This window comes from Cobetia sp. PS-4MA (assembly GCF_057670765.1).
Genome location: NZ_CM173107.1, coordinates 2226726 through 2241615, shown reverse-complemented (window position 1 = coordinate 2241615; position 14890 = coordinate 2226726). Strand labels below are relative to the sequence as shown.

The 14890-nt window shown below is 61.6% G+C and carries 13 protein-coding genes; 4 read left to right on the top strand and 9 right to left on the bottom strand.

Features of this window, described 5'->3' with window-relative positions; translation table 11 throughout:
- Positions 1–126 precede the first annotated feature (126 nt).
- Both AC26AR_RS09545 and AC26AR_RS09540 read left to right on the top strand, forming a co-directional pair.
- Positions 127–663, top strand: a complete 537-nt coding sequence (locus AC26AR_RS09545) for a DUF2628 domain-containing protein (RefSeq protein WP_488106852.1) — start codon at positions 127–129, stop codon at positions 661–663.
- Positions 664–689: 26 nt separating this feature from the next.
- Complete coding sequence (locus tag AC26AR_RS09540) at positions 690–1328, top strand: DUF1294 domain-containing protein (protein ID WP_488106851.1); 639 nt, start codon at positions 690–692, stop codon at positions 1326–1328.
- Positions 1329–1450: 122 nt separating this feature from the next.
- On the opposite strand, the gene AC26AR_RS09535 is transcribed toward AC26AR_RS09540, so the two are convergent.
- Positions 1451–3145, bottom strand: a complete 1695-nt coding sequence (locus AC26AR_RS09535; RefSeq protein ID WP_488106850.1) for an L-lactate permease — start codon at positions 3143–3145, stop codon at positions 1451–1453.
- A 391-nt stretch (positions 3146–3536) separates the two neighbouring features.
- Here AC26AR_RS09535 and AC26AR_RS09530 point away from each other — a divergent pair, with 391 nt between their 5' ends.
- A complete protein-coding gene (locus AC26AR_RS09530) occupies positions 3537–4511 on the top strand; it encodes a DMT family transporter (RefSeq protein WP_488106849.1) in 975 nt (324 codons plus the stop codon).
- Between the two features lie 147 nt (positions 4512–4658).
- Here AC26AR_RS09530 and AC26AR_RS09525 read toward each other — a convergent pair whose 3' ends face one another.
- The 4 genes from AC26AR_RS09525 to AC26AR_RS09510 all read right to left on the bottom strand — a co-directional run bounded on the left by AC26AR_RS09525 (position 4659) and on the right by AC26AR_RS09510 (position 7385).
- Entirely contained in the window at positions 4659–5348 is a 690-nt protein-coding gene (locus tag AC26AR_RS09525) for a hypothetical protein (RefSeq protein ID WP_488106848.1), read from the bottom strand.
- 193 nt (positions 5349–5541) lie between these two features.
- The gene (locus AC26AR_RS09520) at positions 5542–5946 is read right to left on the bottom strand and encodes a YkvA family protein (protein WP_077377519.1); all 405 of its coding nucleotides are present in this window, start codon (positions 5944–5946) and stop codon (positions 5542–5544) included.
- A gap of 202 nt (positions 5947–6148) precedes the next feature.
- A complete protein-coding gene (locus tag AC26AR_RS09515; protein ID WP_488106847.1) occupies positions 6149–6874 on the bottom strand; it encodes a pirin family protein in 726 nt (241 codons plus the stop codon).
- 49 nt (positions 6875–6923) lie between these two features.
- Positions 6924–7385 (bottom strand): DoxX family protein, encoded by a 462-nt coding sequence (locus AC26AR_RS09510; protein WP_084208395.1) that lies wholly within the window; start codon positions 7383–7385, stop codon positions 6924–6926.
- A 131-nt stretch (positions 7386–7516) separates the two neighbouring features.
- Between AC26AR_RS09510 and AC26AR_RS09505 the strand changes: the two genes are divergently transcribed.
- Entirely contained in the window at positions 7517–8458 is a 942-nt protein-coding gene (locus tag AC26AR_RS09505) for a LysR family transcriptional regulator (RefSeq protein ID WP_488106846.1), read from the top strand.
- A gap of 59 nt (positions 8459–8517) precedes the next feature.
- On the opposite strand, the gene tdh is transcribed toward AC26AR_RS09505, so the two are convergent.
- The 4 genes from tdh to AC26AR_RS09485 all read right to left on the bottom strand — a co-directional run bounded on the left by tdh (position 8518) and on the right by AC26AR_RS09485 (position 14527).
- Positions 8518–9543, bottom strand: a complete 1026-nt coding sequence (tdh, locus tag AC26AR_RS09500) for an L-threonine 3-dehydrogenase (protein ID WP_488106845.1) — start codon at positions 9541–9543, stop codon at positions 8518–8520.
- Positions 9540–10778 carry a glycine C-acetyltransferase gene (locus tag AC26AR_RS09495; RefSeq protein ID WP_488106844.1) on the bottom strand — a complete coding sequence of 413 codons (1239 nt, stop codon included), beginning with the start codon at positions 10776–10778 and terminating at the stop codon, positions 9540–9542. The genes tdh and AC26AR_RS09495 overlap by 4 nt, the downstream gene beginning before the upstream one ends.
- A gap of 305 nt (positions 10779–11083) precedes the next feature.
- Positions 11084–12562, bottom strand: a complete 1479-nt coding sequence (locus tag AC26AR_RS09490) for a BCCT family transporter (RefSeq protein ID WP_488106843.1) — start codon at positions 12560–12562, stop codon at positions 11084–11086.
- Positions 12563–12841: 279 nt separating this feature from the next.
- Complete coding sequence (locus AC26AR_RS09485) at positions 12842–14527, bottom strand: BCCT family transporter (protein ID WP_176494142.1); 1686 nt, start codon at positions 14525–14527, stop codon at positions 12842–12844.
- Positions 14528–14890: the final 363 nt, after the last annotated feature.

Sequence of the window (14890 nt, the reverse complement as noted above, 5' to 3'; positions counted from 1 at the left end):
GAGATAGCGCCAGCGGGGTTCATGGTCCTGACAAGTGGTCAGCGGTATAGTGCGAGGCTTGTGTCATTTGTCCCGAGCCTCGTGCAGCCCGCGGCCTGCTCGGCATCACAGACAAGGATTCCCCCGATGGCTTCATTTCGTATTCTGACGCACCCCGAACACGGGACGCGTGCCGTCAAGATCGGCTGGTCCTGGCCGGCCTTCTTCTTCGGCCTGTTCTGGGCACTCTACAAGCGAATGTGGTTGCTGGCGGCGAGTCTGTTCGGCTTCATCGTGCTCAGCTCGGTCTTCATTCCCGCGACGATGGAAGGGCAGCTGATTTCCAATGTCCTGTTCCTGGGTTTAAACCTGACCATCAGCATGAAGGGCAATCAGTGGTACGCGAGCCTGCTGGAAACCCAGGGCTTCACCCAGCAGACCCAGGTCGAGGCGCGCAACCCCGGGGATGCGCTGGCCGTGCATGCCAACTCGCAGAAGGCGTCTGCGGCTGACATCCGCGACCATGAACAACGCGACACTCACGAGCAGGACCTCCCCGTGGATCACCGTGATGAGCAGGAAAACAAGCCCGACCGTAATGATGGCAGGGGTGATGACGATAACGGTGATGGTGGCGCAGGCGGCAAGGGGGGCGGCAACACCTCTGGTACCTTCATCGGCTAGGGGTCGGACCAGGAAGAGATGAGACAATGAACCTTCAAGGACGATTGACGCGCTGGAACGATGACAAGGGCTTCGGCTTCATCACGCCTGAGTCGGGGGGCAAGGATGTCTTTGCCCATATCAGTGCGTACCAGGGGCGCGGACGGCCGAAAGCCAGTGCGCAGGTGCAGTATCAGTTGGGCATGGATGAGAACAACCGCCCACGTGCCACACGCTTTCGCACGCTTGGGGTAGGAGCTTCCACTACTCCTGCTGGAGTGGGGCTTGCATGGTTGATGCTGCTGGTCGTGATAATCGTGCTCGGGGCAGGCTGGCAGCAGGGGCGTCTGCCCTGGATGTTGCCAATGGCGTATCTGGGCATGAGTTTGGTGACGTACCTGGCCTATCGAATCGACAAGCAGGCCGCGACATCAGGGGAGTGGCGCGTGTCCGAGGGGAAATTGCACCTCATGGAGTTGCTGTGTGGCTGGCCGGGCGCGCTGATCGCCCAGCAGAGCCTGCGCCACAAGACGCGCAAGACAAGCTACCGAGTCGTGTTCTGGTGTGTGGTATTGATCAACATCGCTACCGTGAGCTGGCTGACGCTCTCGCCGGAAGCCGCGTCCCTTCGCGATCTGCTTGGCTTTCCTGTCATTGCCAGAGAGGCCATGATCCGCTGGTCATGAGCGGGTATCGTCTGTACCTATCAACGACAAAGGGGCCTTGAAAGGCCCCTTTGTCGTTGTGGATCAACCCCATCCAGCACACCGTTGTCTGCGTCTCCACGGTAGCTGCTGAAGTGCCTGTTCTAGCGCATCAAGCCATCCACCACGCCCAGGCCATGGAAGGCGATCATGCCGATGATGCCGGCGAAGATCACGTAGTAGAGCGTCGGCAGGATCGTCTTGCGCAGCGTGATGCCTTCACGCCCCAGTAGTCCGACGGTCGCCGAAGCGGCGACCACGTTGTGGATGGCGATCATGTTGCCGGCAGCAGCGCCGACGGCCTGGAGGGCGACCATCATGGCGCTGGAGATGCCCAGCGCGCCTGCCACGTTGAACTGGAAATCCGCCAGCATCAGATTGGAGACGGTGTTGGAGCCGGCGATGAAGGCCCCGAGGGCCCCGACGCTGGGAGCGAACAGCGGGTAGATGTCGCCCACGCTATCGGCGATGAATTGCGCCATGGCCACCGGCATCGATACCAGATCTGCCTCGTTCACGCCGGAGTTGATCAGGATGCGCACCATGGGGATCGTGAACAGCAGCACGAAGCCTGCGCCCAGAATCGTGCGGCTGGATTCCGTGACGGCAGCACTGACATCCTGCATGCGCATGCGGTGCAGCACGACGGTCAGCAGTACCACGACCACCAGGATACCGCCGGGTAGGTACAAGGGCTGCAGACTGCCGGAGATGTCACCTTCTCCGAGAATGCCGCTCCAGCCGAAGCTCCATGAGGTCAGCGCTTCCTTGATCGGGGCGATGACGCGCGACATCACCAGCAGCATCGCGAGCAGCACATACGGCAGCCACCCCATGCCGACCGAGAGCGGCTTGCGACCCTCGACGGGATCAAGTGTCATGTCCAGCTTGCCCACCCATTCCTCGGGCCAGCTGTCTGCGTTCGGGAAGTCCCAGGTCCGGCTGGGTAGCAGAAAGCCCTTGCGCGCCGCGGGTACCACGATGGCGAGGCCCACCATGGCACCGATCATCGAGGGGAACTCGGGCCCGAGCAGCAGGCCGGCCAGTACATAGGGCACCACGAAGCAGACACCCGCGAACAGCGCGAAGGGAGCGACTTCGAGTCCCTCGCGCCAGGAGCGATTGGCCCCGAAGTAGCGCACCATCACCGCCACCATGATGAGTGGCATGCAGATACCGATGATGCCGTGGGTAATGGCGACTTCCGAGGTGATCAACTGGAAGTAGCTGTCCCAGCTTGACCCGTTCGCGGCCAAAGCGTCACTGACGCCAGCCTTGTCGAGCCCTCCCGAGACACCGACGACGATGGGGGTGCCGACAGCACCGAAGGAGACCGGAGTGGATTGCACCATCATCCCGACCACGACGGCGGCCAGTGCCGGGAAGCCCAGCGCCACCATCAAGGGGGCAGCGACGGCAGCGGGTGTGCCGAAGCCTGAGGCACCCTCGATGAAGCAACCGAACAGCCAGGCGACGATGATGGCCTGTACTCGCCGGTCTGGGCTGATGCCGGAGAAGCCATTACGGATCGCGGCAATACCGCCGGAGTGCTTGAGCGTATTGAGTAGCAGCAGGGCACCGAAGATGATCCACAGGATCGCCACCGTCAGTATCAAGCCTTGCAACGATGAGGCCATGACGCGTGTGAAAGTCATGTCCCAGGCAAGCAGGGCGATCAGGGCCGTGACCACGAAGACGATGGGCATGGCAATGCGGGCAGGGATTCTGAACCCTATCAGCAAGATACCAGCCAGTATCAATGGCGTGAACGCCAGAAGCGCCATCCATGATGCATTCATGTCAATACTCTCCTTCGCATGAAAGGGTGATTGTCTTTTTGTTGGTTTTTGTCACGGCAATGTGAAGGTTGATCCAAAGTTTGGCGTTGAGCTTTCATCCACACTGCGGGAAATCACCGTAGGGCTCACCAGATCAAGGTAAGCGAGGAAAACATTCTTGGCGACGTCATGTTGACTGGTAATACCAGTGTCAAACACCGTTTTAAAGACGAGAATATTCGAAGTTTTTCATGAGGTTATGAAAGCCCTGGCTAGGCAGTCATGGAGTTTCAGAGACTCTGGTTACGACCAATGAGGGATGGGTTTATGTGTCTTGAGGACTCTTGTTACGCTGCGATTGCGGCTGATAAATCATCGAAGATCTGATTTTTCCTGAGACAAGGGAGCATGAATGGCAAAGCTGGGTAGTGTGTTGGTCGTATTGGCCGCTTTTCAATGGGGGCTGACAGGTGGGATTGGCAGCTTGCTGATGTCCTGGGGCTGGGAGGCTGAAGTCATTTCCTTCTGGCGTGCCCTTGTCGGGTTCATCTGCATGCTGGCCTGGATGGTATTGCTGGGCTACCACAAGGTGCCGGCCAGAAAACCGCTCGCGTTGATGGGGTGGTCGCTGCTGGCGGGGGTAGGGGTCGCCGGCAACTTCATGTTCTATTTCACGAGTGTCAGCATGAGTGGTGTCGCCGTTGCCGCGACTCTCATGTATAGCGCGCCGATTTTCGTCTATATCACGTCATTCCTGGCCCGGGTGGAACGCCCGACACCGGTGAAGCTGATTTCCATCGTCGGTGTGATGATCGGCATCGTACTGCTGACGGGGGTGCTGCAATCCGGGAGTGGCAAGGTGACTCCCCTGGGTGTCCTGTTCGGACTTCTGGCGGGTGTGTCATACGCCATCTTCATCTTTGCCTTCAAGTCAGCCACGCGTAATGGCAGCACCCCTGGGGTATTGGCCATCGCGTTGGGCGTGAGCAGTCTGGTGATGTTGCCGTTGACGAATCTTTCACAGGCAGTGGCGGTCCCCTTCGCCGATGAACTGTGGCTGATTCTGATATTCGGCCTGGTGGGGGGAGGGTTCTCCTTCTACTGCTATGTGATCGGCCTGAAGAATACCTTGCCGTCGGTGGCTTCCATCATCGCCATGATAGAACCGATCACGGCCACCTTGTTCGGGGTGTTCGTGTTGGGAGAAGGCATGGACATGATGCAGCTGGCAGGGATGGCGCTGATTCTCGTGGCGATCACGACCCTGAGCCTGGCGCAGAATGGCCCTGAGGTATTGCTTCGCCTGCCGTTGGGCTTGCGGGGCGGAAAGCCGCGCAACATGACGGCCTCCACCCGTGAGGAAGGTGGCGGTACTCAGGACAGCTAGAGATGAGGCTGTCGGAGACTAGCCTGGCCCGACGATGTCGCTTGCCAGGATGAAATGATCTGAGCGAACCAATGGATGGCATGGCCATGCAAGAACGCCTCGACCCATGTGATCGAGGCGTTCTTGTACAAGAGGCTGACGGCAGGCTCAGACGGCGGGTGAAGAAACGACCGCGACGTGCCTCAGTGAGGGTTGGCTGGCCTGGATGAAGAAGTCATTCATCGTCAGCTGAAGGTATTTCTTCATCATGTCGCGGGCAGGCATCAGCATGCGATCCCCGAGATCAAAGTTGCCGGTCTGATGAGGTACGGAGTCCTTGACCGTGTAATCCTTGCGATAGAGGAGTTGATCATCCTTGTCATAGAGGCTGTACACCACCTCGAAATCGGCAATCACATCGAAGTCTTCATTGGCGATGCCGAAAGTGAGCAGATTCATCGGCAGATTCTTTGCCATCAGATAGTCGAGGTAGACGGGGCCACGGTTCTCGTGGGCCTGAATCTCGACCTTGAGGCGATAATCCTTCTCGCGGGCATCATGCGTGATCATCGAGGTGCTGGGTAACTGTTCGCGCAGCAGCAGGTCGAAATTCTTCATGGGCGGTGAAGAGGCGCGCGGCAGTTTCGCGCTACCCAGTGGGCGCATGGCCTGGGTCGCGGCACCCGAGAACAGATTGGCCTGAGGCTGGCTGTAATAGATGTCGGGATAGAACGTCTTGTGTTCATAGGCCAGAGACTGCACCGGCTGGATGATGGGCATATCGATCTCGGCACGCGAGGCGCAACCGGCCATCATCAGCAGCGCGAGACCTGCCGTCGCGAATTTCAACATTGTCATGGAGGCATCCTGCGCTTTCGGGGGCTCGTAGGCATGAAGATATGACTTCACGGTAACACGCACGGTGTCACCCGCTAAACGAGCGCTCTACACGGCATTCAACACTGTTGTCACCCTGTACATCACGAAGAACTCATGGCCAGTAGGCCGTGTGCCGTCACGAGGGGGGCGCTGCCAGGCGCGTCGCCTGCCGTCAATCGAACCAGCGCTTGAGCACCTTGTCCGCGCGTGCGCGATGTTCCGGCTTGATATGGGCCGCTACGATGGCCACTGCGCCCGCCATCAAGGTGATGTCGTCGGTGTAACCCAGCAGGGGGGTGAAGTCCGGCAGGGCATCGATGGGGGAAATGAAGTAGCCCAGCGCGCCATAGATGGTGGTTCTGGCCCAGACAGGGGTATCGGAGTCCTGCGCCGCGAAGTACATGCGCAGGGCGGGATTGAGTGCTGTCTGGCCGGCCTTGCGGGCGACCGACGAGACCTTGTGCCAGAAACCTTCCTCGCTGTACTCGGAGGCGTGGGCCGTGAGGGGCTGTGCATCCGGTGCCGGCAATCTGGGTGTCTCGGGTGGAGTGGACGTGATGGTCGTGTCCTTGCTCATGGGGTTTCCTCCGTCAGCTCACGAGGATGTCGATGACGACCAGCCTCGCGCTTGATCGTATCATGCCTCCCTATGACAGATGTCGCCCAGCCACGTTCCCTGCCAGGTGTCCTCCCATGCGGACGTGCCATAACGACGCCTCCCCGCCGACAGTGATGTGGGCGGGGAGGCGTCGTGGGTCTAGAGGCCATCGGAGGCCGGCTCAAGCGGGCAGGTCGAACAGCAGCGCATGCAGACCTCGCGCCTCAGCGAGAGTGGCCTCGGGTTCATGGTCCAGCGTGACGGCATCCCCCGCGGACAGGGGCAGGCTCTGCTGATCCTTGCCCTTCAGTGTTGCCATCCCGTCGATGACGTGCAGGTAGTAGCGGCGCTTTGCGTCCAGTGGCAGTTCCAGTGCTGTGGGCTGCTCGTCATCCCCTTGCAGGCCGATGCGATACATCCGGGCATCCTGATTGATGGACAGGATGCCGTCCACGGCCTCTTGTGGCGGGGCTATCAACAGGTCGAGTCCCTCGCGTGCCGTGAAGGGTTGCTGCTGATAGCGCGGCGTCAGGCCCCTGGCATCCGGGGTGATCCAGATCTGCAGGAAATGCAGTGGCTGACGAGTCGAGGGATTGTACTCGCTGTGCTCGATGCCGCTGCCGGCACTCATCAGCTGGACTTCGCCCACTCCCAGGGTGCGATGTGAGCCCATGGTGTCACGATGCTCGATGCTGCCTTCCAGCACATAGCTGATGATTTCCATGTCACGGTGCGGATGCGTCTCGAAGCCTGCGCCGGGTGCCACGGTGTCATCATTGAGCACGCGCAGTACGGAGACGCCCATGTGATTCGGGTCATAGTAGCTGGCGAAGGAAAAGCTGTGGCGGCTCTCCAGCCAGCCAAATCGAGCATGACCGCGTTCTGCCGCTGGACGTAACGTGAACATGGCAACCTCCTCAGAGTGTCGTGGTGTCTGCCGGTGAGTGAAGCAGGCTTCAGTCTTCGCGCACGGCGTTGCTGCCCGGTTGCAGTACCCGATCAAGGGACAGCTTGCCGCCGCCTGTGATCATGAGGCTGGCCGCGATGGTCAACAGGGCCAGCGCGTACTCGAAGCCGTTGTTGCTCATGAACAGGCCATTGCCGATATGCACGGTCAGGATGGCGATCAGCATCGTGAAGACCAACACGGCAGCTGCCGGGCGCGTCAGCAGGCCGATGAGAATGGCCAGTCCGCCGAAGAATTCACCACTGCCGGACAACAGTGCCATCAGGTAGCCGGGCTCGATGCCCATGGAGGCCATCCACTGCCCCGTGCCTTCCAGACCGTAGCCGCCGAAGGCGCCGAACAGTTTCTGTGACCCGTGGGCCATGAAGATGATGCCGGTGGGCACGCGCAGCACCAGGCTTGCGAGGCTCGTGTCAGTGGACATCAGGCGAGAGAGGGCGGACTTGAACATGAGTGGCTCCAGTGATCAGGTAAGGGGTGGATTTTCAAATCAGTGTGTCTGATCGATGGCGCTACTATAAAATGCGGTGTCACAGAAAAATAACGGAGGATTCTGGTCTGATTGATCAGAATTTTTGAATCATGGTCTCACCCATCACGCTGGACGCGCTGCGCGTACTGGATGCCATTGACCGACGTGGCAGTTTCGCCGCCGCCGCCGAGACACTGCACCGCGTGCCCTCGGCGATTTCCTACTCGGTGCAGAAGCTGGAGGAAGAGCTGGGCGTGCCGCTGTTCGACCGTTCGCGCCGCAAGGCCGAACTGACCGATGCCGGACGCCTGGTGCTGGAGCATGGGCGACGCATTCTGCTGGCCACCGATGAGATGACGGCGCTGGCGCGTCAGGCGGGGGCGGGCTGGGAGGTCGAGCTGCGTATCTGTGTCGATACCATTCTTGATCCGGACGCGCTCTATCCGCTGTTGGAGGAATTTCAGGCCATTCAGCCGCGTACCCGGGTGGTACTGGGTGAGGAGGTGATGGGAGGCGCCTGGGAAGCGTTGCATGACAACCGCTGTGATCTGGTGATCGGAGCGCCCGGTGAGGCACCGGTGTCGGGGTTGTCGAGCCGAGTGTTCGGGGCGATCGAGCCGGTCTTCGCCGTGGCGGCCGGCCATCCGCTGACGCATCTGCCACAGCCGCTGTCCGCCGCCGCCCTGCGTGACTATCCCACCGTCATCGTGGCCGACAGTTCGCGCAGCTTGCCCGGGCGCTCTTCGGGGCTGCTGGATGGTCGCAGTCAGATCATCGTTAAGACCACAGCGCAGAAGATAGACGTCCAGCGCAGGGGGCTTGGCGTCGGCTATCTGCCGTTGCACCGGATTCGTCAATCACTGGAAGACGGCAGTCTCACGGTGCTGCCACTGGAGACGGATCGTGCGCCGATCGATCTCTCCCTTGCCTGGCGCAGTGGCCGTCAGGGCAAGGCGCTCAAATGGATTCTCCAGCGTCTCTCGGCTCCCGGCATGGGCGAGGCCTTCGGGCTGTTGCCCCGCGAGGCGACGACTGACCGGCACGCGCTCTGACGATCGGGGGCAGAAGATCGGGAGCTGACAGGCGTTGGGGAGCAATCGAGCAAAAGCCCTCAGTCCCAGTCGAGCACCACCTTACCCGACTGACCGGAACCCATGATCTCGAAGCCTCGCTGGAAGTCACCGATGGGCAATCGGTGCGTGATGATGGGCGAGAGATCCAGCCCTGACTGGATCAGGCTGGCCATCTTGTACCAGGTCTCGAACATCTCACGGCCATAGATGCCCTTGATGGTCAGCCCCTTGAAGATGACCTTGGTCCAGTCGATGGCCATCTCGCCGGGGGGAATGCCTAGCATGGCGATCTTGCCGCCATGATTGATGACATCGAGCATCTGACTCACGGCTGACGGCACGCCGGACATCTCCAGCACCACATCAAAGCCCTCATGCATGTCGAGCTCCGCCATCACCTCCTTCAGGGATTCGCGGCTGACATTGACGGTGCGGGTCGCGCCCATCCGCTCGGCCAGTGCCAGTCGATAGTCATTCACGTCGGTGATCACCACGTGGCGAGCCCCGATATGGCGGATGACCGCCGCCGCCATGATGCCGATGGGCCCGGCGCCGGTGATCAACACGTCCTCGCCGACCACATCGAAGGCCAGCGCCGTATGCACGGCATTGCCGAAGGGGTCGAAGATGGCCGCCAGGTCATCGCTGATCTCATCCGGCAGCTTGAAGAGGTTGTAGGCGGGCAGGGCGAGATATTCGGCGAAGGCGCCCGGACGGTTGACGCCCACGCCCTCGGTATTGCGACACAGATGGCGACGCCCCGCGCGGCAGTTGCGGCAATGGCCACAGGTGATGTGCCCTTCGCCTGAGACACGGTCACCGATCTCGTAACCCCGCACCTCGCTGCCCAGCGCGACGATTTCCCCCGCATACTCATGACCGGTGACCATCGGCACCGGCACGGTCGCCTGTGACCACTCATCCCACTGATAGATGTGCATGTCCGTGCCGCAGATCGCGGTCTTGCGGATCTTGATCAGCACATCGTTGTGGCCGATTTCCGGCACGGCCGTCTCGGTCATCCAGATCCCGGGTTCGGGCTTGAGCTTGGCCAGCGCCTTCATGCATCACCTCCCGTCGCAGACCCGATTACGCCCATCTCGCGGCCGATGCGCGTGAAGGCCGAGACGGCCGTGTCGATCTGCTCCGGGGTATGCGCCGCCGACAGCTGGGTGCGAATGCGCGCCTGTCCCCTGGGCACCACAGGATAGGAAAACCCGATCACGTAGATGCCGTCCTCCAGCAGGCGATTGGCGAAGTCGCCCGCCAGGCGCGCATCGCCGATCATCACCGGAATGATGGCGTGGCCGGCACCCGCGAGGGTGAAGCCGGCGGCCTGCATGCCGGTGCGAAAGCGTTCGACGTTCTCCCACAGCTTACGGCGCGGCTCGGCGCTGTCCTCGATTCTGTCCAGCGCCTTGAGGGTCGCCGCCACGATCGGCGGCGCCAGCGAGTTGGAGAACAGATAAGGGCGCGAGCGCTGGCGCAGCCACTCGACGATGGGTCCGCGCGCGGCCGTCACGCCTCCCGAGGCACCGCCCAGCGCCTTGCCGAAGGTGGTGGTGATGATGTCGATCTGATCCATCACGTCATGATATTCGTGGCTGCCACGCCCGTTGGTGCCGACGAAACCGGTGGCGTGGGAGTCATCCACCATCACCAGCGCGTCGTAGCGGCGGGCGAGCTCGCAGATGCCCTTGAGATTGGCGATCACGCCATCCATCGAGAAGACACCGTCGGTGGCGATCAGCTTGAAGCGTGCACCGGCGGCGTCCGCCTCCTTGAGACGGGCCTCGAGTTCACTCATGTCATTGTTGGCATAGCGATAGCGGCTGGCCTTGCACAGCCTCATGCCGTCGATGATCGAAGCGTGATTGAGCGCATCGGAAATGATGGCGTCTTCAGGGCCGAAGAGTGTCTCGAACAGGCCACCATTGGCATCGAAGCACGAGGAATAGAGGATGGCATCGTCCATGCCGAGAAAGGCCGCGAGGCGCTTTTCCAGCACGCGATGCTGATGGTGAGTGCCGCAGATGAAGCGTACCGAGGCCATGCCGAAGCCATCACGCTCCAGTGCCTGTTGCGCGGCCGCGATCAGCTCGGGGCTGTCGGCCAGGCCCAGATAGTTGTTGGCGCAGAAGTTGATGACCTGGGCGCCTTGTCCCTCGTCTTCATCACTGGCGGAAACCTGGATGCTGGCACGCTGGGGCGAGGTAATCTCGCGCTCCTGCTTGTAGAGGCCTTCTTCATGCAGCGCATTGATCTGACGGCTGAGGTGGTCGTGGAAACTGGCTGGCATGCGTCGCTCCTGTCTGTCGTGATCCTGTTCGCTTCCGGTGGACGCTGTACGCCTTGGGGAAACGTGGTGACACACACTTCAGCCTAGTAGCTCGTTGTCAGCACAGCAGGGCTCTGTCGGTGTCGAGGGCGCAAGACCCGCCATTCCATTCCTGGCAGGTGACGAAAAAAGGCGGGCATCAGACGTGACACGGCCCTGCACCTCATTCGAGGGCAGGGCCGTTGTGCTGGACAGATTGCGTCGCGCCAGATCGTTGTCCCGGATTGCGTCGGCACGCGCTGCGGCGTACCTCACGCCATGGCGGTTCAGCGCTGGGTAAGTGGCACCGATGCCGGGATGGCCTGGGAGGCGCGATCACGGCGTACGCGGACCACGAAGGCGATCACCAGGGCGAAGATGCCGAAGGCGACCGGTATCGCGGCGACCGAGATCAGGCTCAGCAGGGTCTTGTAGACATCGCCGCCCAGCCAGCTGACCACGATGGCCAGGGCGGCCATGGCGATGATCCAGAAGGCGCGTGAGCGCTTGACGGTCAGCATCTCGCAGACCAGTCCTGCCGAATCGGCACTGGTGATGAAGAACAGCAGGATGTTGAGCGTCAGTATCACCGAGAGGATGCCGGTGGTATCGATGGTATCGATCAGCTTGAACACGTCCTCGACGCCCAGGCTGAGGCTGCCGAGACCGAACACCACGAACCACAGGCACGAGAACAGGGTCGGCACCAGCATCACCCCCAGCACCATGCCACGCAGGGTACGGCCCTTGGAGATGCGCGCCACGAAGACGCCGGTGAAGATGAACCAGCCGTACCAGGCAGCTTCGAAGGCATACAGCCAGTCGGCCAGCCACGCCTTGCGCTCCGGATCACCCAGGCCGATGTCGGTGGCCATCGCCGGGTACTTGAGCAGGTATTCCGGCACCAGACGCACGAAGGTGGAAACGATGTCGCCGGGGACGGTCAGCACCAGCACGCCGATCATCAGAATGATGGCGAACAGGGTGTTGTAGTTGCTCAGCCACTTGATGCCGCGCTTGAGGCCAGAGGCGGAGGAGATGATGGCGCATACGGCCAGCACGCTGATGATCAGGGTCGGGCTGAACTCGATGCCGACCAGCTTGACCAGCCCCTGCTGGATCGGGGTGGTCGCGTAGGTGAAGGACAGCGACAGGCCGATGACGGTGGAAACGACGAGGCTGACCAGGTTGAGCTTGCTCCACAGGCCATTGCCCAGCAGTTCTTCGGCGGGCTTGGTCATCTTCATGTTGTACATGGCATGCGCGAACAGCGCGCCGATGGCCAGATAGCCCGCCCAGGCAAGCAGGCCCCAATGATTGAAGGCGTTGAGCAGTGCCATGTCGGTGCTCTGTCCGGCATCGGTATGGTACTTGGGTTCCAGCACGCCCCAGGTGAGCAGGCCGATGCCCATGCCGGTGGCAAACAGCATGCCCATCCAGCTCAGGGTGTGGAATTCCGGTTCGCCTTCACCGAAGCGCAGCTTGCCCAGCGGCGTGAAGCACACCGCGACCATCACCAGCGAGATGGCGAAGGCCGGCCAGGTGAAGATGAAGCCGAGATTGCCGATCACCGAGGTCTTGACGGTATCGAGGGCCGCGAGGAATCCCGTCGGGAAGAGGGCGGCGGCGCCGATCAGCAGCATGATGACCGCGACGGTGGCGATCGAGGTCAGGTACTTGCCCTTGGCGGAGTCTGTGTCCCCCAGGCCGCAGACGGAATCCGTGGTGGCCTCGGGCTGGCGGGAGGAGGAAGTGTCGGTCGTCATGAGAGCGCGATTCCTGAAGTTGTTGTTGTCGAACTGGCAAGCTGACGGCAGCAAGAAGTCGTCAAGAGAGGGCAGATAACGATGGCTGACTCCTGTGGGTGGCAAGGACCTCATAAGCCTATCTTGCCCTCTGGTTAATTTTTGGTTATTGGCGACCAGTATTTGCCATAACACGACATTATGAGTCTCGTGGGACGCCTGACGTGAAGGCATGCCTCAAGGCCCGTCGTTGCCTGTTGGCACGACGGGCCCGGGTCGAGTGAGGGGCTTTGAGCGGGCTCAGGGGCCTGTGTGATGCTGGGCGGGTTTCTTGAACCTTTTCAGTGCGTTGCCGGATTCCTGATAGAGCGCCACCAAAAGGCCCATCGTCATTGCCACGATCACGAAGCTCATCGGCAAGGCGGCGGCCATCAGGATGGTCTGCAGTGCCTTGAGGCCGCCTGCCATCAGCAAGGTACCGGCCACCAGTCCGATGCAGATGCCCCAGAAGATGCGGTGACGCGCCAGCGGCTCCTCATCGCCCAGCGACAGGATGGTGGTGACCACCAGGGTGCTGGAGTCTGAGCTGGTCACGAACCAGCTGATCAGCAGGAAGATCAACAGCGAGGAAAGGATGACTCCCAGCACGCCGTTGCCGGCCAGGGCATCGGCGGTGGCGAACAGGGCTTCCGGCAGATTCCAGTTGCGCACCAGCGTCATCAGCTCGCCGGTCCCCGGGCCCATGGCGGCCGTCAGCTCCTGATGCAGACCGGTACCGCCAAACAGCGCCTGCCAGAGGAAGATGATCAGCGGTGGGGCGATCAGCACGCCGAGGATGAACTCGCGCAGGGTGCGTCCCTTGGAAATACGCGCGATGAACAGGCCGATGAACGGGGCCCAGGCCAGCCACCAGGCCCAGTAGAAGATGGTCCAGCCTTCCTGCCAGCTGCTCTCGCCCGGGGTCTGGGCGACCCAGAGTCCCATCGGCACCACGTCGCGCAGATAGGCCAGCAACGTCTCGCCGAACAGCGAGATCAACCACAGGGTGGGGCCGCCGATCAGGAAGCTGCCGACCACGAGCACCGAGACGCCGATGTTGAGCTCGGAGATGAAGCGGATGCCGCGCTTCACGCCGGAGACGGCAGATGCGATGGAGATCACGCTGATGACGGCGATCAACGCCAGCTGAGTGCCGAGCCCGGCATCCAGTCCGGTGAGGCGGTTGAGCCCGACGGCGATCTGGCTGACGCCGAGGCCCAGCGAGGTCGCGATTCCGAAGACACAGCCCAGTACGCCCATGATATCCACGGCGTGACCGATGGGGCCGTAGATGCGCTCGCCGATCAGTGGATAGAGCGCCGAGCGCAGCGCCAGGGGCAAGTGATGGCGGTAGGCGAAGTAGGCGAGTGTCATGCCGACGACGCCATACACCGCCCAGCCATGCAGGCCCCAATGGAAGAAGGCCACCTTGAGGGCCTCGACGGCGCGGGCATGGTCCATGCTGGTAGCGCCGGCCAGATCCGCGTGCGGGTTGTTGGGGTACCCGAAGCCACCGGAGTCGTCGAAGTAGAACAGTGGCTCGGCGACCCCGAAGAACAGGATGCCGATCCCGACGCCTGCCGAGAGCAGCATCGAGATCCAGGTGAAACGCGAGAACTCGGGTCTGCTGTCCCTGGGGCCGAGTCGCAGGCTGCCCCAGGGAGACACCACCATGACCAGTGACAGGGCGATCATGCCCACGACCAGGATGAGATAGTAGGTGCCGAAGGTGTTCTCGATCCAGGCGCGGGCGGCGCCGAACAGGGCAGAAGAGGCCTGCGGACTCAGGCCGGCACCGACCACGAAGGCCAGCAGCAGGCCGGCAGCGGTGAGTGTCATGCCCTTGTGCATGCCCTTGAGCGGGCCGCGGGTCTCAAGGCGCTGCGTCAAATCAGGGGGGATGCCGCGGTGAGCGGACTCTTGCGAGTCCTGTTGGGCGGGTGTCATGGGAACACTCCTTTATTGTTGTGATTGTTGTCTCGCACTACCTGTGTGGAACGTTCTGGACATCAGACATCGACACGTTCTAAGGCTAGAGCGTCGTCCCCGATCATTTTCTCCTCAAACGAAGTCCAGTTAGCTGAACGCGTCATGCGGCAAGCGTCAGGCCGGCTTTTCGGATATTTTCTCGCTGGAAGCCTGCAGTGCCTCGGCGCTCAGAGGCCCTCCGGGAGAGGCTGGAAGAGGATGTCCGGGAGCCAGAAACGCCAATCCCCGCCGGGCCTTGTGGCCTCAAGCGGGGATTCGTGTCATGCGGGTGCCGGCATCAAGTCATGGCAGGAGCCGTGACCGGCATTGGTCAGACTGACC